This window comes from Alicyclobacillus shizuokensis NBRC 103103 (assembly GCF_001552255.1).
In the GTDB taxonomy this organism is placed as follows: Bacteria; Bacillota; Bacilli; order Alicyclobacillales; family Alicyclobacillaceae; genus Alicyclobacillus_G; species Alicyclobacillus_G shizuokensis.
The window spans coordinates 1-25,936 of record NZ_BCQV01000003.1; the positions used below are offsets into that span (position 1 = coordinate 1).

The 25,936-nt window shown below is 57.4% G+C and carries 24 protein-coding genes, 3 tRNA genes, 1 rRNA gene and 1 pseudogene; 15 read left to right on the forward strand and 14 right to left on the reverse strand.

Features of this window, described 5'->3' with window-relative positions:
- Positions 1 to 116 precede the first annotated feature (116 nt).
- The 4 genes from rrf to ASH01S_RS01460 all read left to right on the forward strand — a co-directional run bounded on the left by rrf (position 117) and on the right by ASH01S_RS01460 (position 2,894).
- A 5S ribosomal RNA gene (gene rrf / locus ASH01S_RS01445) occupies positions 117 to 233 on the forward strand.
- A 239-nt stretch (positions 234 to 472) separates the two neighbouring features.
- Positions 473 to 547 (forward strand) — tRNA-Gly (locus ASH01S_RS01450).
- Positions 548 to 551: 4 nt separating this feature from the next.
- A tRNA-Ile gene (locus tag ASH01S_RS01455) sits at positions 552 to 628 on the forward strand.
- 403 nt (positions 629 to 1,031) lie between these two features.
- A complete protein-coding gene (locus tag ASH01S_RS01460; RefSeq protein ID WP_157066935.1) occupies positions 1,032 to 2,894 on the forward strand; it encodes an alkaline phosphatase D family protein in 1,863 nt (620 codons plus the stop codon).
- A 150-nt stretch (positions 2,895 to 3,044) separates the two neighbouring features.
- Here the strand turns inward: ASH01S_RS01460 and ASH01S_RS01465 are convergent, their stop codons facing one another.
- Genes ASH01S_RS01465 through ASH01S_RS01475 form a run of 3 tightly spaced genes read right to left on the reverse strand, consistent with a single transcriptional unit; the run spans position 3,045 to position 5,088 of the window.
- Positions 3,045 to 3,698, reverse strand: coding sequence for a ferric reductase-like transmembrane domain-containing protein (locus ASH01S_RS01465; protein WP_067922316.1), 654 nt, complete (start codon positions 3,696 to 3,698; stop codon positions 3,045 to 3,047).
- The gene (locus ASH01S_RS01470; protein WP_083516721.1) at positions 3,686 to 4,612 is read right to left on the reverse strand and encodes an FAD:protein FMN transferase; all 927 of its coding nucleotides are present in this window, start codon (positions 4,610 to 4,612) and stop codon (positions 3,686 to 3,688) included. The genes ASH01S_RS01465 and ASH01S_RS01470 overlap by 13 nt, the downstream gene beginning before the upstream one ends.
- Before the next feature lie 8 nt (positions 4,613 to 4,620).
- Complete coding sequence (locus ASH01S_RS01475; RefSeq protein WP_067922322.1) at positions 4,621 to 5,088, reverse strand: hypothetical protein; 468 nt, start codon at positions 5,086 to 5,088, stop codon at positions 4,621 to 4,623.
- Between the two features lie 205 nt (positions 5,089 to 5,293).
- Between ASH01S_RS01475 and ASH01S_RS01480 the strand changes: the two genes are divergently transcribed.
- Positions 5,294 to 5,367: transfer RNA gene (locus ASH01S_RS01480), tRNA-Gly, on the forward strand.
- A 309-nt stretch (positions 5,368 to 5,676) separates the two neighbouring features.
- Here ASH01S_RS01480 and ASH01S_RS01485 read toward each other — a convergent pair.
- Together ASH01S_RS01485 and ASH01S_RS01490 are read right to left on the reverse strand one after the other, a co-directional pair.
- Positions 5,677 to 7,305, reverse strand: a complete 1,629-nt coding sequence (locus ASH01S_RS01485; protein WP_067922325.1) for an MFS transporter — start codon at positions 7,303 to 7,305, stop codon at positions 5,677 to 5,679.
- Between the two features lie 3 nt (positions 7,306 to 7,308).
- The gene (locus ASH01S_RS01490) at positions 7,309 to 7,845 is read right to left on the reverse strand and encodes a PadR family transcriptional regulator (RefSeq protein WP_067922328.1); all 537 of its coding nucleotides are present in this window, start codon (positions 7,843 to 7,845) and stop codon (positions 7,309 to 7,311) included.
- A 227-nt stretch (positions 7,846 to 8,072) separates the two neighbouring features.
- On the opposite strand from ASH01S_RS01490, the gene ASH01S_RS01495 reads away from it, so the two are divergent.
- The 3 genes from ASH01S_RS01495 to ASH01S_RS01505 are packed head-to-tail and all read left to right on the forward strand — an operon-like array spanning position 8,073 to position 10,530.
- Complete coding sequence (locus tag ASH01S_RS01495) at positions 8,073 to 8,819, forward strand: ABC transporter ATP-binding protein (RefSeq protein ID WP_067922331.1); 747 nt, start codon at positions 8,073 to 8,075, stop codon at positions 8,817 to 8,819.
- Positions 8,816 to 9,844 carry an ABC transporter permease gene (locus ASH01S_RS01500; RefSeq protein ID WP_067922338.1) on the forward strand — a complete coding sequence of 343 codons (1,029 nt, stop codon included), beginning with the start codon at positions 8,816 to 8,818 and terminating at the stop codon, positions 9,842 to 9,844. The genes ASH01S_RS01495 and ASH01S_RS01500 overlap by 4 nt, the downstream gene beginning before the upstream one ends.
- 20 nt (positions 9,845 to 9,864) lie before the next feature.
- Positions 9,865 to 10,530 carry a TetR/AcrR family transcriptional regulator gene (locus ASH01S_RS01505; RefSeq protein ID WP_067922341.1) on the forward strand — a complete coding sequence of 222 codons (666 nt, stop codon included), beginning with the start codon at positions 9,865 to 9,867 and terminating at the stop codon, positions 10,528 to 10,530.
- A gap of 245 nt (positions 10,531 to 10,775) precedes the next feature.
- Here ASH01S_RS01505 and ASH01S_RS01510 read toward each other — a convergent pair whose 3' ends face one another.
- From ASH01S_RS01510 to ASH01S_RS18760, 3 genes are read right to left on the reverse strand one after another with little or no spacing between them, the layout of a single operon-like run.
- A complete protein-coding gene (locus ASH01S_RS01510) occupies positions 10,776 to 11,144 on the reverse strand; it encodes a hypothetical protein (RefSeq protein ID WP_067922345.1) in 369 nt (122 codons plus the stop codon).
- Complete coding sequence (locus ASH01S_RS01515) at positions 11,145 to 12,029, reverse strand: ABC transporter ATP-binding protein (RefSeq protein WP_067922348.1); 885 nt, start codon at positions 12,027 to 12,029, stop codon at positions 11,145 to 11,147. It abuts the gene before it with no gap.
- On the reverse strand, positions 12,026 to 12,673 hold the full coding sequence (locus ASH01S_RS18760) for a TetR/AcrR family transcriptional regulator (RefSeq protein ID WP_067922351.1): 648 nt from the start codon (positions 12,671 to 12,673) through the stop codon (positions 12,026 to 12,028). The genes ASH01S_RS01515 and ASH01S_RS18760 overlap by 4 nt, the downstream gene beginning before the upstream one ends.
- 774 nt (positions 12,674 to 13,447) lie before the next feature.
- Here ASH01S_RS18760 and ASH01S_RS01525 point away from each other — a divergent pair.
- The 3 genes from ASH01S_RS01525 to ASH01S_RS01535 all read left to right on the forward strand — a co-directional run bounded on the left by ASH01S_RS01525 (position 13,448) and on the right by ASH01S_RS01535 (position 16,983).
- Positions 13,448 to 14,926, forward strand: a complete 1,479-nt coding sequence (locus ASH01S_RS01525; protein WP_067922354.1) for an IS5 family transposase — start codon at positions 13,448 to 13,450, stop codon at positions 14,924 to 14,926.
- A gap of 299 nt (positions 14,927 to 15,225) precedes the next feature.
- Entirely contained in the window at positions 15,226 to 15,459 is a 234-nt protein-coding gene (locus ASH01S_RS01530) for a hypothetical protein (protein WP_217994672.1), read from the forward strand.
- Between the two features lie 6 nt (positions 15,460 to 15,465).
- Complete coding sequence (locus tag ASH01S_RS01535; protein ID WP_067922357.1) at positions 15,466 to 16,983, forward strand: sodium:solute symporter family protein; 1,518 nt, start codon at positions 15,466 to 15,468, stop codon at positions 16,981 to 16,983.
- A 101-nt stretch (positions 16,984 to 17,084) separates the two neighbouring features.
- Here the strand turns inward: ASH01S_RS01535 and ASH01S_RS01540 are convergent, their stop codons facing one another.
- On the reverse strand, positions 17,085 to 17,822 hold the full coding sequence (locus tag ASH01S_RS01540) for a class I SAM-dependent methyltransferase (protein ID WP_067922360.1): 738 nt from the start codon (positions 17,820 to 17,822) through the stop codon (positions 17,085 to 17,087).
- A 263-nt stretch (positions 17,823 to 18,085) separates the two neighbouring features.
- Between ASH01S_RS01540 and ASH01S_RS01545 the strand changes: the two genes are divergently transcribed.
- From ASH01S_RS01545 to ASH01S_RS18765, 3 genes and pseudogenes are all read left to right on the forward strand, one after another.
- The gene (locus tag ASH01S_RS01545) at positions 18,086 to 19,378 is read left to right on the forward strand and encodes a homocysteine synthase (protein ID WP_067922363.1); all 1,293 of its coding nucleotides are present in this window, start codon (positions 18,086 to 18,088) and stop codon (positions 19,376 to 19,378) included.
- Positions 19,379 to 19,698: 320 nt separating this feature from the next.
- Positions 19,699 to 20,661 carry a ring-cleaving dioxygenase gene (locus ASH01S_RS01550; protein ID WP_067922366.1) on the forward strand — a complete coding sequence of 321 codons (963 nt, stop codon included), beginning with the start codon at positions 19,699 to 19,701 and terminating at the stop codon, positions 20,659 to 20,661.
- A pseudogene (locus ASH01S_RS18765) lies at positions 20,658 to 20,885 on the forward strand (hypothetical protein); the annotation flags it as partial. The gene ASH01S_RS01550 and the pseudogene ASH01S_RS18765, both read left to right, overlap by 4 nt.
- Positions 20,886 to 21,120: 235 nt before the next feature.
- Here ASH01S_RS18765 and ASH01S_RS01560 read toward each other — a convergent pair.
- From ASH01S_RS01560 to ASH01S_RS01580, 5 genes are read right to left on the reverse strand one after another with little or no spacing between them, the layout of a single operon-like run.
- On the reverse strand, positions 21,121 to 22,017 hold the full coding sequence (locus tag ASH01S_RS01560) for a glycine betaine ABC transporter substrate-binding protein (protein ID WP_067922372.1): 897 nt from the start codon (positions 22,015 to 22,017) through the stop codon (positions 21,121 to 21,123).
- Positions 22,004 to 22,402 (reverse strand): Rieske (2Fe-2S) protein, encoded by a 399-nt coding sequence (locus ASH01S_RS01565; protein ID WP_067922375.1) that lies wholly within the window; start codon positions 22,400 to 22,402, stop codon positions 22,004 to 22,006. The genes ASH01S_RS01560 and ASH01S_RS01565 overlap by 14 nt, the downstream gene beginning before the upstream one ends.
- A 5-nt stretch (positions 22,403 to 22,407) precedes the next feature.
- Positions 22,408 to 23,505, reverse strand: coding sequence for an amidohydrolase family protein (locus ASH01S_RS01570; protein ID WP_245628889.1), 1,098 nt, complete (start codon positions 23,503 to 23,505; stop codon positions 22,408 to 22,410).
- Positions 23,477 to 24,325, reverse strand: coding sequence for an ABC transporter permease (locus ASH01S_RS01575; RefSeq protein WP_067922379.1), 849 nt, complete (start codon positions 24,323 to 24,325; stop codon positions 23,477 to 23,479). Before ASH01S_RS01575 ends, ASH01S_RS01570 begins: the two co-directional genes overlap by 29 nt.
- 5 nt (positions 24,326 to 24,330) lie before the next feature.
- A complete protein-coding gene (locus tag ASH01S_RS01580) occupies positions 24,331 to 25,152 on the reverse strand; it encodes a quaternary amine ABC transporter ATP-binding protein (protein WP_157066936.1) in 822 nt (273 codons plus the stop codon).
- Positions 25,153 to 25,380: 228 nt separating this feature from the next.
- On the opposite strand from ASH01S_RS01580, the gene ASH01S_RS01585 reads away from it, so the two are divergent.
- Complete coding sequence (locus ASH01S_RS01585; protein ID WP_067922385.1) at positions 25,381 to 25,932, forward strand: TetR/AcrR family transcriptional regulator; 552 nt, start codon at positions 25,381 to 25,383, stop codon at positions 25,930 to 25,932.
- Positions 25,933 to 25,936 lie beyond the last annotated feature (4 nt).

The following is a 25,936-nucleotide window of genomic DNA, read 5'->3' on the forward strand; positions in this document are numbered from 1 at the left end:
CGATCGGTCCGGCGTGGAAGCGTGGTGACACGTGGAGCGGACGGATACGAATCGGTCGAGGGCTTCACCAGAGGGTGGAGGGAGGAGCGCTTCGCTATGTCGGTGTCAAGGAGAGGTCTGGTGACGATGGCGGAGGGGACCCACGCGTACCCATACCGAACACGAGAGTTAAGCCCTCCAGCGCCGATGATACTGGGAGCGGGAGCTCCTGGGAAAGTAGGAGGTTGCCAGGCGCAGGACACCGCACCCGGTGGAGAGCATCCCCGCTCTCCCCGGGTGTTTTGTTGTGATGGGGGGGCTCTCCTTGGTTTGGTGTCGTATCGCCAGGATAGTCCATATAGTCCATATGGAAAACAAGATGCGTTGGGCCTGACATTCCGTGACATGATTGTCCTGCGCCACATTATGTGTTATACTGATCAATGCCTGTAGTCAGGCGTCGCGTCCGTTGTGTAGTGCGGTGCATTGATGGGCGGAAGTGGCTCAGGGGTAGAGCATCGCCTTGCCAAGGCGAGGGTCGCGGGTTCGAATCCCGTCTTCCGCTCCAAACTGGGCCCATAGCTCAGTTGGTTAGAGCGGCCGGCTCATAACCGGTTGGTCCTAGGTTCGAGTCCTAGTGGGCCCACCACAACGAACATCCGAAGCCCAGAAACCCTTGCATGGCAAGGGTTTTTCTCTTTTGACAATCGGGCAAGCAACAAGAAATCTACAAGGCGTTATTCATACCCTTCCCACTCGCCCAGCATGGCGTTCGACCTCGGTGTGGAGGCCGAGCTCCATATCCAACAGCCTGAACACAACGTTCCAGCCTGAACACAACGCTGCATCTGTGAGGCGAGCTGCATCCGCGAGTGAAGAAACCGTGCCTGCTGCCAGGTGTCTCCCACCTTCCCGTGTGTGATCGATTTGCGTTCCGTCATGCGCCACGCTCGAAGCCGACGAATATCGTATAGCGTTCAGAACGACTCCTGCCCAACCCTGGATCAGGGGGACCTGGACCTGAAACATGTCAAATCAGGGGCGTGGCCGATATGACGAGCGGATCGTGGAAAACGGTCAAAACGTGGTCGAGTGGGTCTATCTACGTGGCGGCAAACCGTCTCGGGCTGCACCATTGGGGGTTCTTGCCGCGGCTATCGCCTGGTGAGGGATTTCCGCAATCGGTGGCTGCTGGAGATCCGACGCCGACCGGGGCCGTCCTCTGGACGCGGGTCCATCCGTCCGTCTCCCGTGGACTGCGTGCCGCCAGCCTTCCCCCAGGGCACGTACAGTGGCTGGAAGAGGTGGGCCGGCCATCGTCGCGGCGGGCTTGGCGCCACATGCTGGCGCAGGCCATTCGCAGCGGCCGGTTTGTGCTGTTTGAGGTTGCCCGAGACCCCCAGTTCCAACAACCCGCGCTGAAAGGGTTTGCCCCCATTTGCGGCGATTTCGACAATGTGGTCAAGGTCGATCTGGATGGACGCCTGCATCCGAAGACGACGTATTATTACCGATTTGTGACCAAAGACGGGCATGTCAGCCGCCCGGGACGGTTCAAGACCTTGCCGCCGCAGGGCGATCCGCTTTCGTCCCTCCGTCTGGGGTATGTTACCTGCGCCGATTATACCAACGGGTACTACCACGCGTACCGGTTCCTGGCCGAGGAGGACGTCGATTTGGTCATCCATCTCGGCGATTACATCTATGAATCCGTCGCCGACGCGAAGTTTCAAGCCCCGCTGCCGGACCGCGCGTTGCGCCTCCCCGGCGGCAGGCTGAAAGCTACGACGCTGGCGGATTATCGCAGCTTGTACCAGACGTACCGGGCGGACGCAGACCTGCAGGCGTTGCACGAACGGCACGCGATGGTCGCGGTGTGGGATGATCACGAATTTGCCAACGACGGCTACGTGGACGTGGCGCCCGACGACGGCCTGGAAGCCGACGGCGACCGGCGCCGTGCTGCCACGCAAGCGTGGCTGGAATACATGCCCGTGCGCATCCCTCTGGCCGCGCAGCAAGATGCCGCTTCATTCCGGCTCTACAGATCGTTGCGGGTGGGCAACCTAGCGGAGCTCATCCTGACCGACGAACGACTCTACCGGAGCCCGCATCCGTGTGGATCGAAAGTGATGGGACAGCGCTATCTGACGCCCGGGTGCCCGCAGATGTTCAGCCCCAGCCAGTCGATGCTCGGGGCTGGGGTCTGTAACCAGCGGGAGTGGCTCGTGGATTGCCTGGCCAACTCGCCCGCCGTGTGGAAGCTGTGGCTGAATGAGGTGCACTTTACCCAGCTGAAGCTGCTTGGCCTCTATTGGAACCTGGACGCCTGGGACGGGTATTCCGCAGAGCGTGCCTGGCTGTTGAGGAAAATTCAGGCGGCGAGAGTCAAAAACTTCGTCGTCCTCACGGGGGATATGCATGCTTTTGAAGCCAGCCTGATACCGTCCCACTTTTCCTCCGTGCGTCCCGGGAAGAACCTTGGGGTCGAGTTGACGACCGGATCGGTCACGTCGGCCAATCTCAAAGAAACCGTGGAGCAGGTGTTGTTCGCCCGTCCGGCCCGTGGCTTGCCCTTTCCTCCCTCTGTCGCAAAGAAGCTGGTCCAGCACGTGTGGAAGCCGCTGCAGGACGGGGCGCACGAATACATCGAACGGTTCTTGCAGGAGGTCTCCCGTGTCATCAGCCGCGAAAACCCGTGGATAAAATGGTTAAATACCACGGAGCATGGTTACTGTATCCTGGAGCTGACGCCGGAGAGGCTCACCTGGACGGTGTACTCGGTGGGAGACATCCGCCTGCCTTCGGGTGCCAATAAGCAAATTTTGTACCAGTGTGAGGTGCCTTCCGGCCAGCCGTCCCTGCGCGTCCTTCAGCGTGCAGGGGATTCCCCTGCGAAGCATTCGAGCGCCTAAACAAAGGTGGCTGTCGATCCGCTCGTCACATGCGACCCGGTGAGGCGGTCTGGCGCGAGGGAATGTGGACACGCGTGAAGAAGCGAAACGACACATATGGGAAGATGCCGAAATCGGGTACAATCGTTACGAAGCGGTTGGCATCGGGAATTATGCAGGACGGGTTGTGCGCCGCCGCCGCGTCCGGAGCACCAGCAACACGAGGAACAGCGCCCACGGTACGCTGTACAGTACGAGTGCCCAGTGGCTGCCGGCATCGGTGCCGCTCAGCAGGCCGTGCAGCGTGACCAGGATGAACACCGGGATGGACAGGTAGTGGATGGTCCGCCACACCTTGGGTCCAATCATCGGGCGCAGATACGAGGTGAGAATCAGGACGAGGACGCCGTACATTCCTAGGACCCCGAGCGCCACCGGCAGCGGCCGGTACGACGAAACGAACGGAAGCAAGAGGCGTTGCAAAGAGAAAGGGATAGTCGTATCCTCGTGCAGTCCCCACAGGTGCAGAGCGAGAAATGCCAGCAGAAAAAGGGCGATGAACTGGTGCAGGTCCGTCGCTAATTTGCGCGCCCGCCACCTATCCCACAGCCCGCTGGCGCTGGCCATGCCGAGCAGCACGCTCGCGGCCAGCAGTTCGTACACCGTGAAACCAGCCGCCCGCTCCATGTACCAAAAGAACTGATTGGTACCCGCCTGTGTGTGGTACAATACGTGCGCCAATCCGTACGATCCGGTGATCATCAAGAACAGAAACAAGCCCGCGCTCAACAGGGCAGGTGTCTGCCGTTCATTTACCAGTTCCAAGCGTGAATCACCCTTCCGTGTTTGGTCACAATCACCCAGCCGTCAGGCGCGTGACGGCGCAGCCAAGGCATCCCATCGGTGCTGCCGAGGAGGAGGGCGGCCTTGGCCAGCACCTCGGCCGCCGCCAACCGCGGGTGAAGGACGCTGCAAGAGACCACGTCGGTTTCCGCCGGCCGGCCTGTGCGCGGATCGATGAGGTGGTGCAGAGTGGCGCCTGCTCGTTGCCAGCGGCGGCGGTAGGTACCGCTGGTCGCCAGCGAGAGATTGTCCACATCGAGCGTCAACAGCGTCCGTGCAGGCTCCTGTGGATCTGCGATGCCGACTTGCCACGGCCGCTCGCCGTGTCGCCCGGAGCAGACCATGTCACCGCCCGCGCTGACGATAAAGTCGTGAACGCCGTGGCTGCGCAGATACAGGGCGGCCTGCTCCACAATCCACCCTTTGGCGAGCCCTCCCAGGTCCAGCTTGTAGCCAGGCGCCACCCGAACGCGTCGTTCCGATTCACGAACCTCGAGCGGGCAAGCCGCGCCTGATGCGGGTGGCAGCGTGGGTACCGGATCCTCCGAGGGGGAGGGCAGCATGTCGAACGACACCGCATAGCCCAGGCTCTCCAACCATGTGCCGAGGCAGGGGTTGAAGAGGCCAGCCGTCGCCTCGAATCCTTCGACGGCCAAGGCCGCCACGCGTGCCGTCGCGGGGTGCACGGGTACCCATGTCCCGAGCCGCGCGTTGACCCGGGCGACGTCACTGTCCGACCGGAACCGCGAGAGCCGCCCTTCGTGCTCACGGATGATGGATTCCGTTGTGTCCAGTACAGTCTCGAGATCTGTCTCGATGGACTCTACCTCGATGGACGGTGGCGCGATGGCGATTTCCGCCGTCGTCCCCATGGCGGAGAACGTCCTCGTGTGCATGGTCGGCCTCACGACGCGTGCGACTGAACATCCGAATGGTTTCCAGGGCTGATGCCGGCACTGCCTTGTCCGCCGCCGTCAAACAGCCCGGACCCGCCGGAGCTGCCATAGTTGTCACCATAAGACCCGTGGTGGTGACCATACCCGTCGCCGTAGCCATAGTTCCCGGACTCTTCTGACCCAGACGACCCAAATTGCGACCCTGGTTCAGTTCCGCCGCCAGATTGGGCTCCTGAACTCGCGCCATCACCGCCGGAACCTGTGCTTGAGTTCCTATGCGAGTGGGCGCCCGCGTCGCGGCTGGCCGTGGTAGAGGATACGGGGCTGGCCTCTGCGGATTGGTGGATGTTGTACCAAATGGTGAAAAAACCGGCGACACTGGTGATAACCGTGCCCCAGGTGAAGACAGACAGCAGTCGCGCGCGCAGCGCGCTTCGCTGTTTTCGATCCGATTTCAAGTCGGTGGATTTCGCCATCCATTTCGCCTCCTCGAGGCACCATGGGCTTGTTATTCTGGAGTATAGGCGGTGATGATTGAAAAAGTCTCAAACAGGCAGTTGCATAGGAGGCGAAGTCTGGGTAAAATAGAAGGGTAACTGTGGAGGCATTGAAGGGGACTGGCTCGGGAAGGGCCTGTACGGAAGTAACCTACACAGGTACGCAGTTTGTCCGGAAAGATATGCGGGTGTAGTTCAATGGTAGAACTCCAGCCTTCCAAGCTGGTAGCGGGGGTTCGATTCCCCTCACCCGCTCCACAACGAACCAAACTAAATTTGAACTGCCGCTGTGATTCACTAAGTGTGAAGAATACAGCGGCAGTTTGTGTGAAAGGAGATACATTCATGTGAACGTACGGGCACTTCTTCGGCAGTTGAATGAAATCGCCGTTGTCGCCGAGAAGAAGGGTTGAACAATAAGAGACTTGTCGACGCCATCGCTCGCACTGGCGTGGACATTCCTCATCTGGAGTTCTTGGGGTGCTTTCGGGGACCTCACAAAGCATCAACAGGTTCGAGGGGGAGCCGTGGTCCCCCTCGAAAACCTTTGTGTGACCGGACCTCCTGTCATTCCGGCTGACGCTCAGGTGCATGCGGAACACGGACCATGTCCTTGTCGCGAATCAAGATCAGACACAAGAGTGCACCGATTGCCAGGATACTTCCTGCCATCACCAGAACATCAACCGTCCCGTGAATGAAGGAAGTGCGGGCGATGTGCTGGAGCGTTGGAAACGCGGGATTGTGTACATACGGAGCGGCCTCTGGTGAGGAACTCGGCAATCCCATACTTCCAGCAATCGTACCGGCCTTTTGCACGCCTGCAATCATGTTCTGCTTCGCGGCTTCCGTCAATCCAGGGACGCTAAGGGCGTTCACCATGCCCTGCACGGAGTGGTTGTACCGGGTGGTCAGCATGGCGCCCAGAAAAGCGATTCCGAACGCGATCCCGATTTGACGGCTCACATTGTTCACGCCCGACGCCATTCCAATCTGGGTGGGGTGGACGGTGCCCATCGCGATGCTGGAGAGGGGAGGATTGACCATCCCATTCGCAATTCCGGCGATGATGAAGGATGGAAGCAGTACGATCCAATCCGCCTTGGTGTCGACGGGCGAGATGCGGGTCATGAGGAATACCGCGATCGATAGCAACGCAAGGGCAATGACCAGGAACCACTTGGGTCCGAATTTGTCTGTCAATCTTCCGGCGAGGGGCGCGCCAAGCAAGACGAGTGCACTCATCGGCAAAGTCCGAAGTCCCGCCTGAAGGGAGTCAAATCCCAAGTAATTCTGCAGGAACAATGTCAAATAGAAGAACAGGGAGTAGAGCCCTGCGCTTAAGGTGAAGGCAGCAATGGCCGAACCTGTGAAACTCGGATTTTTAAAGAGCCGCGGATCAATCATCGGGTTTTTGATGCGCATTTCTCCGACAATGAAAACCACAAGGAAAACCGCAGCGACAATCAGCAAGGTCAGGATGTACCCGGAAGACCAGCCCTTTTCGTTGCCTTGCAGCAGGGCAAGCACAAGGCACAGCATGCTGACCGTGAGCGTGATGAGCCCGAACACGTCTATGAAATGAGCGGCCCGTTCTTCCTTCGATTCACGGATGGCCCACAGCGACAGCAAAATTCCGATAACGCCAATCGGCACATTGATGTAGAAAATCGATTGCCAGTTGACTTTCAGGACAAGGATACCACCCACGAGAGGTCCAACTGCCGTGGCTAGGCCCGATACTCCGCCCCAAATGCCGAAGGCCGCGCCGCGCTCTTTCCCATGAAATTCAGTCGAGATGATAGAGAGGGATAGTGGCATCATCGCCGATGCTCCGAGGCCTTGGATGGCACGGGACAGATTCAGCGTCGCGATATGCGACATTGTAAGGAACGTAAAATCGCCGGAAAGGGCGCAAAACAGAGAACCGAGACTGAAAATAAACAACCCGGTGATGAAGACCTTCTTTCGCCCAAGGATGTCTCCAAGGCGCGATGAGGTGATGAGCACAACCGCGAAGGAAAGGGCATACGCGTCAATGACCCATTCCAGGTCCGAGAAGGGGGCATTGAGGCTTGCTTGAATCGTCGGCAATGCCACATTGACAATGGTGACGTCGAGCAGGGCCATGAACAATCCAAAGCAAACTGCCGTTAAAGCCCACCACTTGTGCGATTTCACTTTTTCTGTGTTCATCTCTTAGTTCGCTCCTTCTGTACCCTGCTTCATCTTCTCAACCCACTCAAGTTCCAATTCCCACTCTGCTTTGATGTGTGTCATCACGCTGATCGATGATTCCACATAATCGCCAATGTCTCTGTGACGGTTTTGCAAGTCCTCGATTTCGTGGTCGAGGTGAAAAATGTGGGTCTGGCAATAGTTCCGGTAATGATCAAGCAAGTACAGTTGCTCATTGGGTTCGATGAGGTCCCAAAATACCATTTTCATTTGGAAAAGCTTTTTGTACTCGCCCGGATTTGACACCGTGTCCATCATCAACTGATGAAACCGCTGCTTTCCTTTCTCCGTGATGATATATTCCCGCTGCCTCGTGCCCTTGCCTTGCGCGTTTGTTGCTTCAATCTGTCCATCTCTGGCTAGTTTTTCGAACAAAGGATATAGCCTGCCGCTGCTCAACTTGGCATATGGACCAATAATGTCGTTAATGATTTTCACGATACGGTACCCGTGTGAAACGGAGCGCATCAGGAAGCCAAGAATGACGAGTTCGTACACCAGGACACCTCCTTCACGTGAAGTATAGATTTATTCTCATATAGATATATCACAATGATATACATCGCGTCAATGGTGTACGGTGCGGAACCGGGCATCATGGGCATCCTCATCCTGGCCACGGGCTTCATGCATCCCGTGGCTGCATCTTTCATCGGTATTGCGAAAGACACGCCTGTGTGGTATCTCGTTAGTGAGTGATTACTCACTTTAAAGGGGCGGATGACATGTTCGGCAAAGGGAGCCGCGAAGAAGGATGGGGAATCCAGGTCAGCCACGTGGACCGCAAGTTTGGCAAGAGGCTGGTGCTGCAAGACATCGATTTTGAAGTCAAGCCCGCAGAGATATTCGGGCTGTTGGGCCCCAGCGGATCGGGAAAGACGACGCTGGTCAAGCTCATGGCTGGAATCGATCGGCCTACGAGTGGAACGGTGGTCGTCGGCGGGGTACAGATGCCCCGGCTCGACATGTTGGGAAAAATAGGATACATGGCGCAATCGGACGCGCTGTACGCAGAGCTTACCGCGAAAGAGAATCTGGACTTTTTCGCATCCTTGTTCGGCCTGAGGGGCAGGGGACGCAGGCGTCGAATCGAGGAAGTCATGGAGCTTGTCCACCTCACCGATTCCATGAAAAAGCGGGTGTCGACGTATTCTGGCGGGATGAAACGGCGGCTGTCCCTGGCCATCGCGATGCTCCATCGGCCGCGGATTCTCATTTTGGACGAGCCGACGGTTGGCATCGATCCCGCCTTGCGCGTGTCCATCTGGAATGAATTGCGGGACATGAGTCAATCCGGAACGACCATCTTGGTCACAACCCATGTCATGGACGAGGCGGAGAAATGTCATCGTCTGGGTATGCTGCGGGACGGACGGCTGATTGCCGTCGGCACACCAGGCGAGCTGAAGGCAAGCACAAACGTGACGACAATTGAAGAGGCGTTCCTCGCCTTTGGAGGTGTTCGGGGATGAGGGTTTGCGCCCTGGTTGTCCGGATTTGGCGTCAATTCCTGCATGACAAACGGACCCTGATGCTGATGCTGGTGGCGCCCATCCTGATTCTGACCCTTGTTTCTCTCGTTTTCAACGGCAACACCTATAAGCCCAAAATCGGCACCGTCGATGTGCCGGCGATGGTGACGCAGCGCCTGGCCCAGGAGGACGTGAGCCTGGTTTCGTATTCGTCAACGAACAGCGCGCTTGAGGCATTGAAGACGCAGACCATCGACGCCTACATCAGCTGGCAAGACGGAAGGCCCGCTGTCGTTTTGGAAGGCAGCGATCCGTCCAAGAACAAGGCGATTCTCCTCGATCTTCAACAAATGGCCGAGGCCTCCTCGCCCGGCCCAACCGGCATCCAGCCCAAAATCACGTATCTGTACGGATCGGCCAAGATGTCATCCTTTGACAACTTCGGCCCTGTCCTCATTGGTTTCTTTGCGTTCTTCTTTGTCTTTCTGGTTGCGGGGATCTCCTTCCTGAAGGAGCGCACCACGGGCACACTTCAGCGCCTCGTGGCCACGCCGATTCGGCGTTGGGAAATCGTGGCGGGCTACGTCGCCGGATTTGGGTTGTTCACCACCATCCAGGCCATTTTGATAGCATGGTTTTGTGTCGACATCCTGGGCATGATGATGAATGGAAGGCTCATCAACCTGTTGTTGATCACCCTGCTTTTGTCTATCACCGCGCTGACGCTGGGGACGTTTCTATCGTCGTTCGCCAACTCTGAGTTTCAAATGATGCAGTTCATCCCGCTGGTCATCGTACCGCAGGTGTTCTTTTCTGGGCTGTTCAACATTGATACCATGGCGGTGTGGCTCCGTTGGCTGAGCAAGATCATGCCCCTCTACTACGGCGCAGACGCCATGCGAAACGTGATGATTCGGGGCAAAGGGTTTACTGACATCGTGATGGATTTGGCCGTGCTGCTGGCGTTCTCGCTCGTTTTCATGGTGCTGAACGTGTTGACGTTGCGCAAGTATCGGCACGTGTAGCCGGTGATGGGGGTGAAGCCATGGCTGAGGAGATGGAACAGTGGCTGTCTTCCCTGCTTCGTCTCACCGATGAAGAAGAGAAGATGACGGAAAAGCAGATCAAAATCATTCAGGCCGCCGTGGACATTTTTGCGGACAAAGGGTACGCGTCGACGTCGACAAGCGAGATCGCCCAGCGAGCCGGTGTGGCGGAGGGCACGATTTTCCGTCACTACAAAACGAAGAAAGACCTCCTCTTGTCCATAGTCGCGCCTGTGATGTCGAAGCTCGTCGCGCCGTTCGTGCTTCGCGATTTGCACCAAGTCCTGGATACGGAATACGAGCAGTTTGAGGACTTTCTGCGGGCGATGATGCGCAACAGGTTGGAGTTTGTTGTCAAACACGCGCCGATTGTGAAGATCATGCTGCATGAGATCCCGTTTCATCCCGAGCTGCAAAGCCAGTTCAAGGAGCAGCTGTTCCCCCAGGTCGGCGAGCGCCTGAAGCGCATCATCACGCATTTTCAGTCCCGCGGGGATCTCATCGAAATGCCCCCGTTCGCTCTTCTGCGAATGAGTGTGTCCGCCATCATGGGCTACATTTTCACGCGCTGCTATCTCTTTCCGGAGCATGATTGGAACGATGAGGAAGAGATTGAGCGTGTGGTGAATTTCATCATGCACGGATTGGCGCCGAGGAAGGAATGATTCTCCCCCGACGCGTTTTTCGGAAAGGCTTGCCGCGCGGCACGGGGTTCGTGTCCTGGCCTACGGATGCCGGGTCGAGGCCGACCGGCTTGAGCTGGGCGACCCCGTGCCTGTGCAGCTCACTTGATTCGTCACCTACAGCGACATCTCTCGCCGGCGGAAGCCAGCGACGGCGACGGCAAACAGCGCCGCGGCTGCGAGGGCGAGCCAGAGTGAGGTGGAGACAACGGGACCACGCCCGTGAATCAGGTCCTGCGGCTGGAAGACCGTGAACACGGACAGGTTAACAGATACGCCATCGATCCGTTGTCTACACTGCGCGCCATGAGTTTGGTGGCTGTCGTCACGGTATAGATGGCGAGGATAATCAAGTAGATGAGTCCGTAAAATTCGCCCGCGAGGAAGTCTCCCACTTGCGAGACGCCGGATTGGTACCCGATGACCTGCAGCATCCCGGGCGGCAAACTTTGCAACAGGGAGTTGAGCGCCGACGACTTGGCCAGCGACGGATACACGCCGATAAAGAGCCACAGATAGACGCTCGTGCCCAGTGCGTAACTCAGGATTGTAGGCGTATGGATCTTCAGGGTGGTTCGGAAAAGAGCCGCGCTCACTTATAACGCCTCCTGTCCAGCGTAATAGTGCATGAAGATCTCCTCCAATCCCAAATCCCGGGTGGTCATGCCTGTGACGTCGCACTGGGACAGGGCTTTGACGAAGCGGTTGTAATCCCCTCGCACCTCGATGTCGATTTCGTCGCCTCGCGTTTGCACGATTCGACATCCCGTTCTCTGCAGCTTCTGCACGTCTTCCCGGCCCGCCAGCTGCACCGTGAACACCCTGCGTTGGTGGGCGCGCAGGTCTTTCACGTCTTCCACGGCGACAATCCGCCCGTCCTTGAGGATGCCGACCCTGTCGCAGACGCGCTCCACTTCCGGAAACAGGTGCGAGGACAGCAAGACGGTGGCGCCCCGCCGCTCCTCCTCCTCAACCAGTTCCAGAAACCGCTGTTGCATCAGCGGATCCAGCCCGGATGTCGGCTCATCCAGGATCAAGACTTCAGGTCGGTGCATGAAGGCAGCCACGATGCCCAGTTTTTGTTTCGTCCCCTTTGACATTTTTGGAATCGGCATGCGGACGTCGAGTTCAAACCGCTCTATGAGTTCGTCTCGTCGCGTCACATCCTGGAGTTTCCTCATCCCTCCAAGCAGACGCAGAAACCTCATCCCGTTCATACCTTCCATGAAGCTCAACTCGCCGGGCAGGTATCCAACCATCTCATGTACCCGCGTCGCTTCCTGCCAACAATCATGCTGGCCAACGGTGGCGGCGCCGGAATCCGGACGGAGAAATCCCATGAGGATGCGGAGGGTCGTGGACTTTCCCGCCCCGTTCGGTCCCAGGTAGCCAAAGACCTCCCCCTTTTGGATGTCGAGGGACAGGTCGAAGATGCCCCGGCCACTCCGAAATCTCTTGGTGACTTGGCGGAGACGTATCACTGTTGATGGACCTCCTTGTATACACCGCGCTTGATGATGTCCAGGTACACGTCCAGCTCGTCGTGCAGCCGCTGAAAGGATGCCTCGAAGTTCTCATCCACTGCGTCCGGAATTTGGCTGATGTACGCCTCCCGAAACCCTCGCGTCATGCATTCAACGATGAAGAAGACCTGTTCCCACCGCAGCCCGTCGCGCAGCTTGCCCGGAGGGAGCAGCGCCGCGACCTGGGCCATATATTGCTGCGTCGTGGCGGTGATGGCGTCCATTACCTTCGCGTATACAGGGTGTTCCGGTTCTTTGGCTATTCGCACCAAAAACCGATAGATGAGTGGGTGCTCTTGGCTGAATCGGATTTTGCGCATGGTGACTTCCTTCAACCAATGAAACGGATCGTCGAAGGATGGCGCGTCCTCTGCAGGAAACGCATTGACATAAGCTTTGAGCGCAATCTCCACAACATACAGGAACAGGGATTCTTTGTCTTCGAAGTACTTGAACAGCACTCCCTTGGAAATCCTGGCCTGCTCCACGATGCGGTTGGTCGAAGCCCGGTCATACCCGTTCTCCGCGAACTCTCGGAGACTCGCCTGGACAATCTGCCCTTGTTTCTCCATGGGTAGGTTCAAAAACTGCGGAGAGGGCACACGTGTCACCTCCAGTTCTGGATGGGTTGCGGCCTGGACCAGGCCTGGCTCGGTCACGAGGGCGATGGCCGGCGGCCGATGGTCTGACCTGCAAAAGGGTGATGATGCAGCTGCCGTGACCATGTGGTCACGAGAGATGATAGCGGGTTGGAGGTGGGGAGTCAAGGGGGAGGTTGTCTGGAGACGGGTCATGTAGCAAACAGTTGCGCGTGGCTTTGGGTCATTGTAGGGAGCGCAGAGAAGTATGTGCACACATGGCACGGCAGGCAGGTGAGGCACGATCGGGTGCATGATCGAAGGAGTCTTATACGACATTTTTAGGGAATCTGCATCAATGCTCGCGTGGATGTGAAGCCGTTGTTGATACGCACAAGATCCGTCCTCCGTCATGAGCAACGAAAGATTTATTCCCGTGGAAAATGGAACCCTGTATTGTTCTGATGCACAGCTCTCGGCTTCCTGCAGTTACGGGATTTCGATATTCGTGTGAAGAAGCTGGTCATCCGCTCACAACACCAGCCATAGCGCATCCCACATTCTACCCAAGAGGGGCGGAGGGCTCATTTTGTGTACCATCCCTTTTTACAGACACAACTTCAACTGTCCATGTCAGGTTCGAAATAACCTAAGAGGTTATTGACGAAAGTAAATAGGGTCTGCTGAACGAACGGAAAGTCCTTTACCGGCCAGGATTTTTGGACCCTGGACGCGAATTTATGTGCAAGGGTTTTTGTAGACAGGAGCGCAAAATCCTTGCACATGGAGGACAGATCGATGTTCCGCGCGAGGGAGAACCAACTTATTTTGCCAGGTGATTTCTTCCTTCCGTTCGGTGGGAAGTTGAATGAGGATAATCGCTGGGTCAAGCTTGCGCAGGTGATCCCGTGGCGGAAAGTGGAAAAACACTACGGAGAACAGTTCAAATCCCGGACGATGGGTCAAGAGGCGTATCCAGTCCGTATGGCGCTTGGCGCCCTCATTATTCAGGAACGGTTAGGTCTCAGTGACCGGGAGACGGGCCAGCAGATCACGGAGAACCCGTATCTGCAGTACTTCATCGGACTTCCGGAGTTCCAACAGAAGCCGCCGTTCCACCCTTCCCTGATGACGCACTTCCGCAAGCGGCTAGGCAGTGACATCATCAACCAGGTCAACGAATGGATTGCCGAGGAACAAGACGATGACCACGCTGATTCGGATGATCAGGACGGTGGTTCCGGGTCTGAGGCGGACACACATGCGACGGAAGTGCGTGCTGAGAATACCCAAGAAACCGGAAATCAAGGCAAGCTCCTTTTGGATGCGACGTGTGCGCCGGCAGACATCGCTTATCCCACAGACCTGTCGCTGCTCAACGAGGCGCGTGAGAAACTGGAGGAAATCATCGACGTCCTGCATGCAGCACGGAAAGGCGGTAAGCGCAAGCCACGGACGTACCGTGAGAAGGCACGCAAAGCGTACCTGGCCGTGGCCAAACAGCGTCGTGTGAGTTCGAGGGTGCTTCGCAAGGCGATTGGCAAGCAGCTGCGGTTTGTGGCCAGGGACCTGCGCATCATTGCGCGGTTGAAAGATGAAGTCGGGCTGAGCGTACTCAGCTGGCGTCAGTACCATCAACTTCTCGTGATTTGCGAGCTGCACCGACAGCAAGAGGAAATGTATCGCAAGTGCACGCATCGCATTGAAGACCGCATCGTGAGCATCTCGCAGCCGCATGTGCGTCCAATCGTTCGAGGCAAAGCGCGGGCCAATGTGGAGTTCGGGGCCAAGGTGGCAGTGAGCCTCGTGAATGGGTATGTGAGGCTGGAACGGTTGGAGTGGAACAACTTCCACGAGGGTCTGACGTTGCAGGCGGCGGTGGAAGCGTACAGGGAGAGGTATGGTTGTTATCCGGAAACCGTGCTGGCCGACAAGGCGTACCGAACCCGGGAGAACCTGCGCTATTGCAAGGAACGGGGCATCCGGTTGAGCGGGCCAGCATTGGGGCGGCCATCGCGGTCCTTGGCGGTGGAACAAAAGCGAATCGAGCAGCAGGATGCAGCGGAGCGCAACGAGATTGAAGGCAAGATTGGCGAAGGCAAGCGCCTGTATGGGCTCGGCCTGATCCGTGCACGTCTGCGAGAAACCAGTGAAACGGTGATTGCCTTGCAACTGCTGGTGATGAACCTGGAGCGGCGGCTTCGCCTGCTTTTTTGTGCTATTTTGTACAGACTTATGACGATTGGTGTGTCGGGCAGGGGACCGTTGCTCGCGTGACGTTTGGCGGCAGGCCAAGACGCCATACAACAGCATACAAGCCAAGTGCCGTCGAATCTCGCAGAAAGACTCGTTCAGCAGACCCTAAATAAATATCATATACTTTCTGATCGTAAACCCTAAATATACTATTTGTTTACTATGCATTCCGCAATCCTGTCTTGATGTATCCCGATTTGGCATGAATTTGTTGCCTCTATGGATATCTCTGCAATTCAAGGATGCAGCCACAATACGTTGACGTCTATCTCGTCATCAGCTCAGATAAAACGCGGAGGAATAATTCGGAGGAATAGTCAATGAAGCGTGTAATAGCGATGTGGCTCGTTACCGTGGTTCTGATTGTCTTTCTGTACGTGGGAATGACCGCGCTTTGTATGAATCACGTAAAACCGACTGTGCTCGGTATGCCGTTGCTGTACTTCTGGTTTGTCTTAGTGCCTTTACTCAGTCCACTTATTCTCGGTGCTCTGTATTTGTATGATCTTCGGCATAATCCACAGTTGGAATACGATCAGCAGGAAAAGGGATGAAATAACATGTCTGTGGCAACTGTCATTCTGGGATCAAGTCTATTCATCGTATTCCTCATCACCTTGCTGGGTGCTTTTTCGGGCAGGTTACAGTCGAAGGACCTCGAGGGCTGGCTTGTGCACAGTAGGAGAATGGGTTCCCTCTTGGTATGGTTTCTCTTGGGCAGCGAGATCTACACGGCATTCACCTTTGAAGGGCTAGCTGGGTATGCGTATAAAAATGGGGCCGCCGCCTTCTACAACGTAGCTCTGAATGACGTGGCCTATGCTGTTGGATTTTTCGTGTTGCCAACCATTTGGCTGATTGGTAGGCGCTTTCGCTATGTCACTCAATCAGATTTCATCGCGGGTAGGTATCAAAGCAAGACACTCGGGATTTTCGTTGCCTTTACCAGCGCCATTATTATGATTGCCTACATCGATTTGAACATCACTGGCCTTTCGGCAGTCATTCAGGTCATTGGTAACGGTGCTATCTCTGATCTGTGGTCGGACGTGATTGGTTTTCTAATTCTTGCGCTCGCAGTGTTCCTTGGAGGAATTCGCGGCAATGCCCTCCAGGCGACGGTTAAGGACATGCTCATGTTTATTTCGATTGGTGTCCTGTTTGTCGTCATTCCCATCCACTACTTCGGTTCTTTTGGAATCATGTATAGCCAGTTCGTGCAGAAAATACCTTCCTACTTTGTATTGCCGGGGGTTTCTAAACATCTTGGGGTGGCATGGTTGATTACGACGGTTATCCTCAATGGCATAGGTCAATGGATGTGGCCGCAGTGGTTTGGTGTAGCATTTACCGCAAAGAGCCCAAGGACACTAAAATTGCAAGCCGTGTTCATGCCATTTTATCAACTGGTAAAGGTCGGAGTCATCACAATCGGATTTGCAGCGGTGTTGATCCTCGGTACATCGAAGCAAATCAACGGCAACAACGTTGTTATGATGTTGGCTACGAAGACATTTCCGGCGTGGTTCGTGGTTCTCTTTACTGTTGCGGCGATGTTGTCCGCCATCATTCCGGCAGGGCCAATTATCATGACATCATCTGGTCTTTTGGCGCGAAATGTGCTCCAAGCCCTAAGACCGTCCATGGGTGAAGAAACCGTATACTGGGTGACTCGTCTGCTCGTCTTCCCGTTAACCATTATCGCATTGATTCTTACACTGGTAGTTCCTTCCCTGATTGTATCCATCTTGCTCGTGGCTTATGATTTTATTTCACAATTCTTCCCGGCCGTGGTGATAGGTGGACTGTTCTGGCGCCGAGCGACCAAAGAGGGAGTTTTCGCCGGACTTATCACTGGGTGGCTGGTCACGGCCTACCTTGTTCTCACAAATCACGATCCGATTGGTGGTTGGAATGCAGGGTTTGTAGCCTTACTGGCCAACCTAGCCGTTTTCGTAGTGGTGAGTTTGCTGACGAAACCTGTCCCACGGACGCATCTAAATGAGTTTTACATGGGAGCCTTCCCGCAGGAGTCTCGACACGCAATGGGGAATGTCGCGCAACAGGCTGGTGATTGACCATCATGAGGCGTGTGCAACGAACTGTCATGAGTCTGTCAGGCACCCACACGTTGCCCGGGTAGGGCGCAACGAGAGTCTCGCCTACGAATCAGCCTCCCTCAACCGTTCTTTGATGCTGAATCCGATTCATCCTTTTTCACCGCCACAATCAGCGCCCGGTTGCCGACGACATACAGCGGTGCGGGGACGAGGCCGGCGGCCCGCAGCCATTGCAGGTGCTGTTCCACAGTGGCTGGCCGGTCGCCCCGGTCCTGCACGCGCTGTTGGTGCTCCTCGTAGCTTGCGCCTTCATGGGCGGCCCAGGCCGAATCATGCAGCGCGTCCATGTGTGACCAGAGAGCCTGCATCGGCTCCCACACGGCGGCATCCACCTGCACCCGGTCGAGCAGCGCGAACACGCCGCCCGGGCGCAGCACGCCAGCCGCCCATTTGTACACGCCCGGCATTTGTTCGTGCGGCAGGTGGTGCAGGGACTGGACGGCCAGCACGCACCCGTAGCGCGCCTGCGGGGGATGCCACCCCGCCAGGTCGAGCAAATCGCGCGTCACCGACACAAACCGGTCTGCGTCAGGCGCAAGCCGCTCGCGCGCCAATTCCATCATCGCCTCAGATCGGTCGACGCCGAGCACACGCACCTCAGGCAAGAGCGGAAACAAAAACGCCTCCACCTTGCCCGATCCGTACCCGAGATCGATCACCCACTCGCCTGGCTGAAGGATGCGCGCCAGCACGGATGCCAGCGCGTCCAGCTGGTAGGGACGCAGGGGATTGGCTTCGTCGCCGCGCGCGTCCCAGGCCCGGGCCACGGTTGGGTCTCGCCATTCCTGATACGCCATAGATTTCCTCGCGCTCCTCCCTGACGGCGCGCCGGCTCGGGCGTCCGAACGCGGCACGCACGCTTTTTTCCGCAGTCTACCCCACCAACAGGCGGGGCACAATCGCGGAGCAGAATCGTTTCGCGAGGATTCCCGCGAGTTCACCTCAGCGAGCCCGGGTCGCGAAAGTCGAACGATTGACACCAGTGTCTGAAAACTGTACAATCCATGCGAATAAAAATCCCACTAAACATCTGTGTTTGTGTAAAAATGGAGGAGAGCTAATGGAAGAGGAGATTCGCTGGGCGCTGGAGACCCTCGCCGTGCACGGGGGACAGCAGGCAGATCCAACCACGTTGGCGCGGGCGGTGCCGTTGTACCAGACCACGTCGTACGTGTTCCGGGACACGGACCATGCCGCCAATCTGTTTGGCTTGAAGGAGTTCGGCAACATCTACACACGCATCATGAATCCGACCACGGACGTGTTCGAGCAGCGCATGGCGCAGCTGGAGGGGGGCGTGGGAGCGCTGGCGGTGGCCTCGGGGCAAGCCGCTATCGCCTACAGCATCCTCAACATCGCTGGCGCAGGGGACGAGATTGTGTCGGCGACCAGCCTGTATGGCGGCACGTACAACCTGTTCGCCATCACGCTACCCAAGCTCGGTGTCCAGGTCCGCTTTGTCGATCCGTCCCAACCCGAAAACTTCCGCCAGGCCATTACGGATCGGACCAAGGCGTTGTACATCGAGAGCATCGGCAATCCCAGGTGCGATGTGCCGGACATCGCCGGCATCGCCGCGATTGCGCATGAACACGGCTTGCCGCTGATTGTCGACAACACCTTTGCCACACCCTATCTGTTGCGCCCGATTGATCACGGTGCGGATATTGTCGTCCACTCGGCCACCAAGTTCATCGGCGGGCATGGCACATCCATCGGCGGCGTCATCGTCGATGGCGGGCGCTTCGACTGGCAGGCCAGCGGCCGTTTCCCAGGCCTTACGGAACCGGATGCGAGCTACCACGGGCTTGTCTACACCGACGCGTTTGGTCCGCTGGCGTACATCCTCAAGGTCCGGGTGCAGCTGCTGCGCGACTTGGGAGCGGCGCTCTCGCCGTTCAACGCGTGGCTGTTCCTGCAAGGGCTGGAGACGCTGCACCTGCGCATGCAGCGGCACAGCGAGAACGCCCTGGCGGTGGCGCGCTTTCTGCAGACGCACCCGGCTGTTGAGTCGGTCAGCTACCCGGGGTTGGAAAGCCACCCTTCCCATGCCCTGGCGCAAAAGTATCTGCCAAAAGGTCAGGGGGCCATCTTGACCTTCGAGGTGCGCGGCGGTGTGGAAGCCGGCCGCAGGGTGATCAACTCGGTGCGCCTGTTCTCCCACCTGGCCAATGTCGGGGATTCCAAGTCGCTCATCATCCACCCGGCGAGCACCACGCATCAGCAGCTCACCGCCGAGGAGCAACTGGCGGCGGGGGTGACGCCAGGTCTCGTCCGCCTGTCTGTGGGGACCGAGGCTATCGCGGATATCCTGGATGACCTCGACCAGGCTCTGCGCAGCAGCCAGGCCTGATGTGCCCGCCACGTCCTGCACGCCGGTCGGGCTATCCAGCGCAGCCAACTGCGGCGCCTTGCGGCTGCGCCGACATACAAGGAACAAGCGTTCAGAATTCGGGCCCCGGGACAACCCCGGGGCTTTTCCTTACGGTGCGCCGTCCAGGGCGCAGCACGAGCCTTTCTTTTTACTTGCAAAAAGTAAGTAAATAGAATATGATAAGTCGGTGACAGGGCGGATTCATCGGTCTTGTCCACCCGAGCATCGCCTGTCTTTGCTGCGCAGGATATGGCGTCCACGCACTTGGAAGAATAGCTACTATGAAGGGGGGCTTGCTGATGCCATCGGCCATTCGCGGCATTCACCATATCACCGCCATCGCCGGCGATGTCCAGCAAAACGTGGATTTTTATGTCGGGCTGTTGGGGTTGCGACTGGTGAAGCTCACCGTCAACTTTGACGATCCCGGCACCTATCACCTCTACTACGGGGATGAACTGGGGCATCCCGGCACCATCCTTACTTTCTTCCCGTGGGGGGCGGGCCATCCGGGGCGCATCGGGACCGGTCAGGCCACCGTCACCTCCTTCTCCATACCCGAGGGTTCCGTTGGGTTCTGGACGGATCGGCTGCGGCGGGCCGGTGTCTCGTTCACCGGCCCCACACGGCGATTGGATGAACAGGTGATCTCGTTGGCGGATGCGGACGGCATCCGGTTGGAACTGGTGGCCCACCCGGGAGCCGAGGACCGCCCCGGTTGGCCGGAGGGGCCGGTGCCGCATGAACACGCGGTGCGCGGGTTTTATGGTGTCACCCTGTCTCTGGCCGACAGCACGGCGACGGAGCAGCTGCTGGCCGAGGTGATGCAGTTTCGCCCGGTCGCAGCGGCCGACAACCGGCGCCGCTTCACAGTCGGGGACGGGGGGGCCGGCGCCTACGTGGACATCCTCACCCACACGGCAGATGCGCGCGGCCTTGTGGCCGTTGGCACGGTTCACCACGTGGCCTGGCGGGTGGCCGACCGCGAGGCGCTGGTTGCTTGGCAGGGACTGATGGCCAAGGCGGGCCTGCGTGTGACTCCTGTCATGGACCGGAAGTACTTTCAATCCGTGTACTTCCGGGAACCTGGCGGTGTCCTGTTTGAATTCGCGACCGATCCGCCCGGATTTGCGGTGGACGAATCTCCTCGGGAGCTTGGAACGCACCTGATGCTGCCCGAGTGGCTGGAGCCAGACAGGGAACAGCTGGAATCGGTGTTGCCGCCGATTCGCATTCCGGCGGTGGGGGGTGGCGACAGATGACCGGCACCTCACACCCGCGGGATGGACACCTGGATTTCGCGCATGCGTTCATCCCGGCGCAAGATGCCGACGCCGCGACGCTGGTGCTGTTGCACGGAACCGGCGGCAACGAGGAGGACCTCATTCCCATCGGCCGTACCTTGACGCCAGACGCGCACCTGCTTGGGGTGCGCGGCAAGGTGCTTGAGAACGGCATGCCGCGTTTCTTCCGCCGCCTGGCGGAACTGCTGACCACGGCCGGGGCCGACGTGTCGCTCTCCTGGCAAGATACCGGGCACGGGCTCGTCCAGGATGAGGTCTGGGCGGCGCGGGACTGGCTGCAAAAAGTGCTCAGGGCTCTCTCCACGCAGCCTAGGAAGTGAAGGGCACAAACTTGCGAGAACGAAAGGACTCTAGACGGCATGCAGCCGGACAACGAGAGGAAAAAGGAGCGACGCGGGCGTCACCCCAGACATGGTATCACGTGAACCACGTGTCGATGGTGGAACGGTTATTTTGCATCCATTTTTCCACACCCGCCTGAGGGGTCTTGGCGGCATGAATGTCTTGCTCCAGCGTTTCTAACTGGTGTTCGCTCAGCTTAAAGTTGCGGAACCACTTCATGGCTTGTGGATGTTCAGACGCCCAGGCCTTGTTCGCTTCCCCCTGAATTCTGCCAGCCTTGCCCCAATCGCCTTTCGGATCCGACAGATATTTGAGCTTGTACTCCGAGTATATCCAGTGCGGGCTCCAGAGTGTGACCACTACGGGTTTCTTGGCTTCATAATCTTTCATGAGGGTTGCGAGCATGGCAAGGTCTGAACTCGGGACCAGGGTCAGCTTGCTGGCACCGTAGTCGTCCAATGCCTTCTGCGCAATATGCATTTCCACGGAGCCCGCATCAATACCAATCACTTGGTTACCGAATTCCGACGCATGAGTCTTCAAATCGGAGATGGAGTGGACATCCGTCACGTACTGGGGAACCACAAAGCCTTCCTGAGTTACTCCCTCATACCACCTGCCAATTTCCGTGAGGGTGGAGCTGTAGTGGTGCAAGTACTGTTGCTGCTCCGGCACCCAAGCATCCAAGAACACGTCCACGCCGCCTTTCGACAGACCGGCGTACATAGGGCCGAGATCGAGCGCCTGCAAGTCGACATGGTAACCCCTCTGTCGCAGTAGGTTTGCCCACAGATACGTGACGGCCACGTCTTCTTCCCAATTTACATAACCCAGTGTGATTGTCTTGTCTTGGTCAGATGCGGTGCTCGCGTTCGCGTTATGGAGCGCGTTCTGACGAATCTCAACAATTCCCACAATGATGATGGCAGTCATCACGGCGGCAGTCACGCCCGCCCGCCTATTTTTGTTCATCGGCCACTTCTCCCTTCTCCGGCTTGTTCAGAGTGGAGACGACAACATCCTCTCCAGCGACGAATATTTGGAACCTGCCCAGCGCCCGTCTTGGGTCGGACATCATTTGTCCACCTGCCGTGACATCGAATTCCCGGCCGTGCCATGGGCACCGCAGCACTTCGCCTTCCTTCACATAACTGTACTGACCAGGCAGATCCGTGGGAGCGGACGTTCCGCACAGTTTGCCTTTGGATAACGGGGCCCCTTGGTGAATGCACCGATTGGAGAAGGCGAACAATTCTCCGGCCCCGGTGCGGCCGATTACCAAGGAAATGCGGCCAAACTGAATCTCCTTCAGCTCTCCTGGTTGCAATTCGGTGAGTTTGCAAACGACCTGCTGCATGTCGGTCACCTCCTGTGGTCCTGTGGGAGTTTCGGGTAGAGGGCCAGCGCGTTATCGTGAAATATTTTCTGGCGCAGGGAGTCGCGCATGTTCGGGAACCCTCCAACGGGATGATCAAAGTCCCAGTGTGGATAGTCTGAAGAGAAGCACACCATCTCCTCGGACCCTAGCAAATCCAACCATTGTTCAAACTCCGCTTTGGAGAATTCCTCCATAGGTTGGGTTGTGAAGCGGATATGCTCGCGAACAATTTCGGACGGCAACCGCTTAATCCAAGGCACCTCATGGCGAAGGTCCCGGTATTGCTGGTCCATTTTTCTCATCAGGTGTGGCACGTAGGTAAAACCGGCTTCAATCATAAGCAGCTTGAGGTTCGGAAACTTCTCAAACACGCCGTTGAACACGAAGCTGGTGACCTGCATCATGTGCGCCGTGGAAATCAATGTGTGCCATTCGATGAAATATCTCGGGAAGCGGCCGAAATAGACAGCGGGTTCGTTGTGATGCATAGCGATCACCAGGTTGTTGCGTTCAGCCGCCGCGAATATAGGGTGATAATACGGATCGCCCCACACGATGTTGTCGATGGGGAGCAGCACCTGGACCATTTTCGGATGCGGGCCCACCCGGTCGATCTCGCGGGCGGCCGCCTGCGGGTCCTGAGCTGCGATATGTACAGATCCATACAATCTGCTGTCTTTCTCCAACCAATGTTCAATCTGATAGTCGTTGTAAGCAGACGCCAGGGCGGTCGCCATCTCATGCCATCCATTCATGGAAGAAGGGCTTGGATCTAGGGCGCCTGTCAGAATGCCGTACCGAATGTTCAACTCGTCCAGCAGTTGGCTGCGTAAAAAGGCTAGATCCGATCCGGCTGGACGCCCGTCTGGGAGCGCGGCGTCTGCCCGGTTCAGCCCGGCCACTGTGGGCTGGGTGTAAGGCAGGTGTTTCTCCTGAACCCAACCACAGTCGGTGATGTAGCGCCGCCAAGGGTTGTCGAGATAGGGGACCAAGTCGGGATACAACACCCGCTCATGGATGTCTGTATCAATGATGCCCGTCTCCAGCGGCCCGTCAGTTGTTTGTCCCTGTTTGACTTCCACGTTGCATGCCTCCTATCGTCTGCGAAATCCTATCCAGGATGATGGCTAGAATCACGATGCACAGCCCGGCTTCCAACCCTTGCCCGATGTTGACCGTTTCCAGGGCTGTCATCACGCTGTTTCCGAGCCCTCCGGCGCCAATCATCGCCGACACCACCACCATGGAGAGGGACAGCATGATGGTCTGATTGATTCCGGTCATGATGCTCGGCAGGGCCAATGGCAACTGGAGCTTGACAAGCACTTGCCAATCGTTGGCGCCAAACGCAGCCGCGGCCGCCACGAGGTCGTCCGGGACTTGCAAAATGCCTATCCGAATCAGTCGTATGACAGGCGGGATTGCGAAAATCACGGTGGCCAACACCGCGGGCACCGGCCCCACACTGAAAAACATGACCGCCGGCACCAGGTACACGAAGGACGGCATCGTTTGCATGACGTCGAGAATGGGCGAGAGGATGCGATACGCAAACCTGCTCTGGGCGCACCAGACACCCAGCGGGAAGCCAATGAGCAGGGATACGCATGTCGACACCAGCACCAGGACCAATGTGGTAATCATGGCGTTCCACATGCCCAGGTTTTCAATCATCGCAAATCCCAAGACGGTTCCTACAACCAGCCGCCACTTTCCGCCGTAGTACGCCAGTGCTGCAAATGCGGCCGTCACCAGCCACCACGGGAGGGCAGACAGGACGTGGATGAGGAGGTCCAGGAAGTGCAGCAGGGCATTGGAGAACTGGTTGAAACCCGAGCCGGTCCGGTTGTAGAGCCATGTCACGATTGTGTTGATCCATACATCGAGCGGAATACTGTGCATGGACGTCATCCCTTCTCCGGTTCCACGTTGCGCAAGAGATTGGCTACGTAGTCATTGACTGGAGCCTTTTTCATGACTTCGGGTGTGCCCACCTGGACCAGTTCCCCATCCTTCATCACTCCGACACGGTCCCCCAGGCGCATGGCCTCTTGGGGATCATGCGTGATGAAGAGGATGGTCTTTTTCAGCGCTCCTTGCAGGCGAATTAACTCGGCCTGCATCTCCGTTCGCGTGACGGGATCGAGGGCGCTGAACGCTTCATCCATGAGGAGAATGTCGGCATCGGTGGCTAAAGCCCGCGCCAAACCCACTCTTTGTTGCATGCCTCCGCTCAACTGGCTCGGATAGTGAGATGCCCACTGTTCTAGGCCAACCATCTGAAGTTTCTCCTTCGCGATGCGCCAACGTTCGCTTTTGGGCACACGCTGGACCTCGAGTCCAAACGCGACATTGTCCAGAACGGTGCGATGGGGAAACAGCGAGAATGTCTGAAACACCATCGCCATGCGCCGCCGGCGGAAGCGAAGCAAGTCCGGTTTCTTCATTGCGGTCACTTCTTCATCTTCTACCTGCACACGCCCCGCAGACGGTTCCACGAGTCGGTTGATGCACCTGAGCAGGGTGGACTTGCCGCTTCCGGAAAGCCCCATGATGACAAACAACTCACCGTCATGAACCTCTAGGTCAACCTGGTGGATGCCCACGGTGCAGCCCGACTGCTCCTGGATTTGCCGCTTACTGGCGCCGTTTCTTAACAGTCTCAGCGCCTCATCGGACCTGGGGCCGTAAAATTTGGTGAGACGGTAAGTCTTCAGGAGGGTACTCATGCGTGTACGTGCGTCACTCCCTTCTTGGCTGGAAAAAAAGAAGACAAAAGCAACCACAGCCCGTCCCCTCGGGCGTACGTCGCTCTTGTCTTCGGTGGTCCGATCGACAATTCGCAGTATGCAAATCAGTATAGAGAGAATATAATCGTCTCCAGTGGTTGTGTCAATATGTGTACCGTACGGACGGTACAGATTTGGACTGAAACGGTGGGAAAGGATGAAGCGAATGTGAGCACGCATCGTGGACGTCCGTCGAAGCGTGAACAGATTTTGCGAGCCGCCGCGCAGTTGGTCCGCGAACAGGGGGTGGCCCACCTGACGATGGAGGCTGTGGCCGAGCAAGCTCACGTCAGCAAGGGGGGCGTATTGTATCATTTTCCAACGAAAGAAGAGTTGGTCAAGTCTATGGTGAATCACATCATGGACCAGTTCACCGCGAATATGGAGAGGACCGCTCTGTCCGACGAGGAAGGGGTGGGGCGGTGGACGCGGGCGTATGTATGGGAGACATTTAAACTGCTGGAGGGGGTCCCCGACATGACAGTTGGGCTCCTCGCCGCCAGTTCAGAGAATCCTGAACTCCTGAAGCCGGTACAAGACCACTACGACACTTGGCAGCTGCGGATTGAGAACGACGAGATTGACCCTGTGCTGGCCACCATCATTCGCTTGGCCGCAGACGGACTGTGGTTCATCGAACTGTTTGGCTGCACCTCTTTGGAACCCAAATTGCGGCAACAGGTAAAAGACACACTCATAACCATGACGAAAGGACATTGACGAC

What these genes read in the sequence shown, in the direction of transcription:
- ASH01S_RS01460 (WP_157066935.1), top strand. Translation starts at nt 1,032, where the DNA reads ATGACGAGCGGATCGTGGAAAACGGTCAAAACGTGGTCGAGTGGGTCT.
- ASH01S_RS01470 (WP_083516721.1), bottom strand. Translation starts at nt 4,612, where the DNA reads ATGCACACGAGGACGTTCTCCGCCATGGGGACGACGGCGGAAATCGCC.
- ASH01S_RS01475 (WP_067922322.1), bottom strand. Translation starts at nt 5,088, where the DNA reads ATGGCGAAATCCACCGACTTGAAATCGGATCGAAAACAGCGAAGCGCG.
- ASH01S_RS01485 (WP_067922325.1), bottom strand. Translation starts at nt 7,305, where the DNA reads ATGAACACAGAAAAAGTGAAATCGCACAAGTGGTGGGCTTTAACGGCA.
- ASH01S_RS01495 (WP_067922331.1), top strand. Translation starts at nt 8,073, where the DNA reads ATGTTCGGCAAAGGGAGCCGCGAAGAAGGATGGGGAATCCAGGTCAGC.
- ASH01S_RS01500 (WP_067922338.1), top strand. Translation starts at nt 8,816, where the DNA reads ATGAGGGTTTGCGCCCTGGTTGTCCGGATTTGGCGTCAATTCCTGCAT.
- ASH01S_RS01505 (WP_067922341.1), top strand. Translation starts at nt 9,865, where the DNA reads ATGGCTGAGGAGATGGAACAGTGGCTGTCTTCCCTGCTTCGTCTCACC.
- ASH01S_RS01525 (WP_067922354.1), top strand. Translation starts at nt 13,448, where the DNA reads ATGTTCCGCGCGAGGGAGAACCAACTTATTTTGCCAGGTGATTTCTTC.
- ASH01S_RS01530 (WP_217994672.1), top strand. Translation starts at nt 15,226, where the DNA reads ATGAAGCGTGTAATAGCGATGTGGCTCGTTACCGTGGTTCTGATTGTC.
- ASH01S_RS01535 (WP_067922357.1), top strand. Translation starts at nt 15,466, where the DNA reads ATGTCTGTGGCAACTGTCATTCTGGGATCAAGTCTATTCATCGTATTC.
- ASH01S_RS01540 (WP_067922360.1), bottom strand. Translation starts at nt 17,822, where the DNA reads ATGGCGTATCAGGAATGGCGAGACCCAACCGTGGCCCGGGCCTGGGAC.
- ASH01S_RS01545 (WP_067922363.1), top strand. Translation starts at nt 18,086, where the DNA reads ATGGAAGAGGAGATTCGCTGGGCGCTGGAGACCCTCGCCGTGCACGGG.
- ASH01S_RS01550 (WP_067922366.1), top strand. Translation starts at nt 19,699, where the DNA reads ATGCCATCGGCCATTCGCGGCATTCACCATATCACCGCCATCGCCGGC.
- ASH01S_RS01560 (WP_067922372.1), bottom strand. Translation starts at nt 22,017, where the DNA reads ATGAACAAAAATAGGCGGGCGGGCGTGACTGCCGCCGTGATGACTGCC.
- ASH01S_RS01565 (WP_067922375.1), bottom strand. Translation starts at nt 22,402, where the DNA reads ATGCAGCAGGTCGTTTGCAAACTCACCGAATTGCAACCAGGAGAGCTG.
- ASH01S_RS01575 (WP_067922379.1), bottom strand. Translation starts at nt 24,325, where the DNA reads ATGCACAGTATTCCGCTCGATGTATGGATCAACACAATCGTGACATGG.
- ASH01S_RS01580 (WP_157066936.1), bottom strand. Translation starts at nt 25,152, where the DNA reads ATGAGTACCCTCCTGAAGACTTACCGTCTCACCAAATTTTACGGCCCC.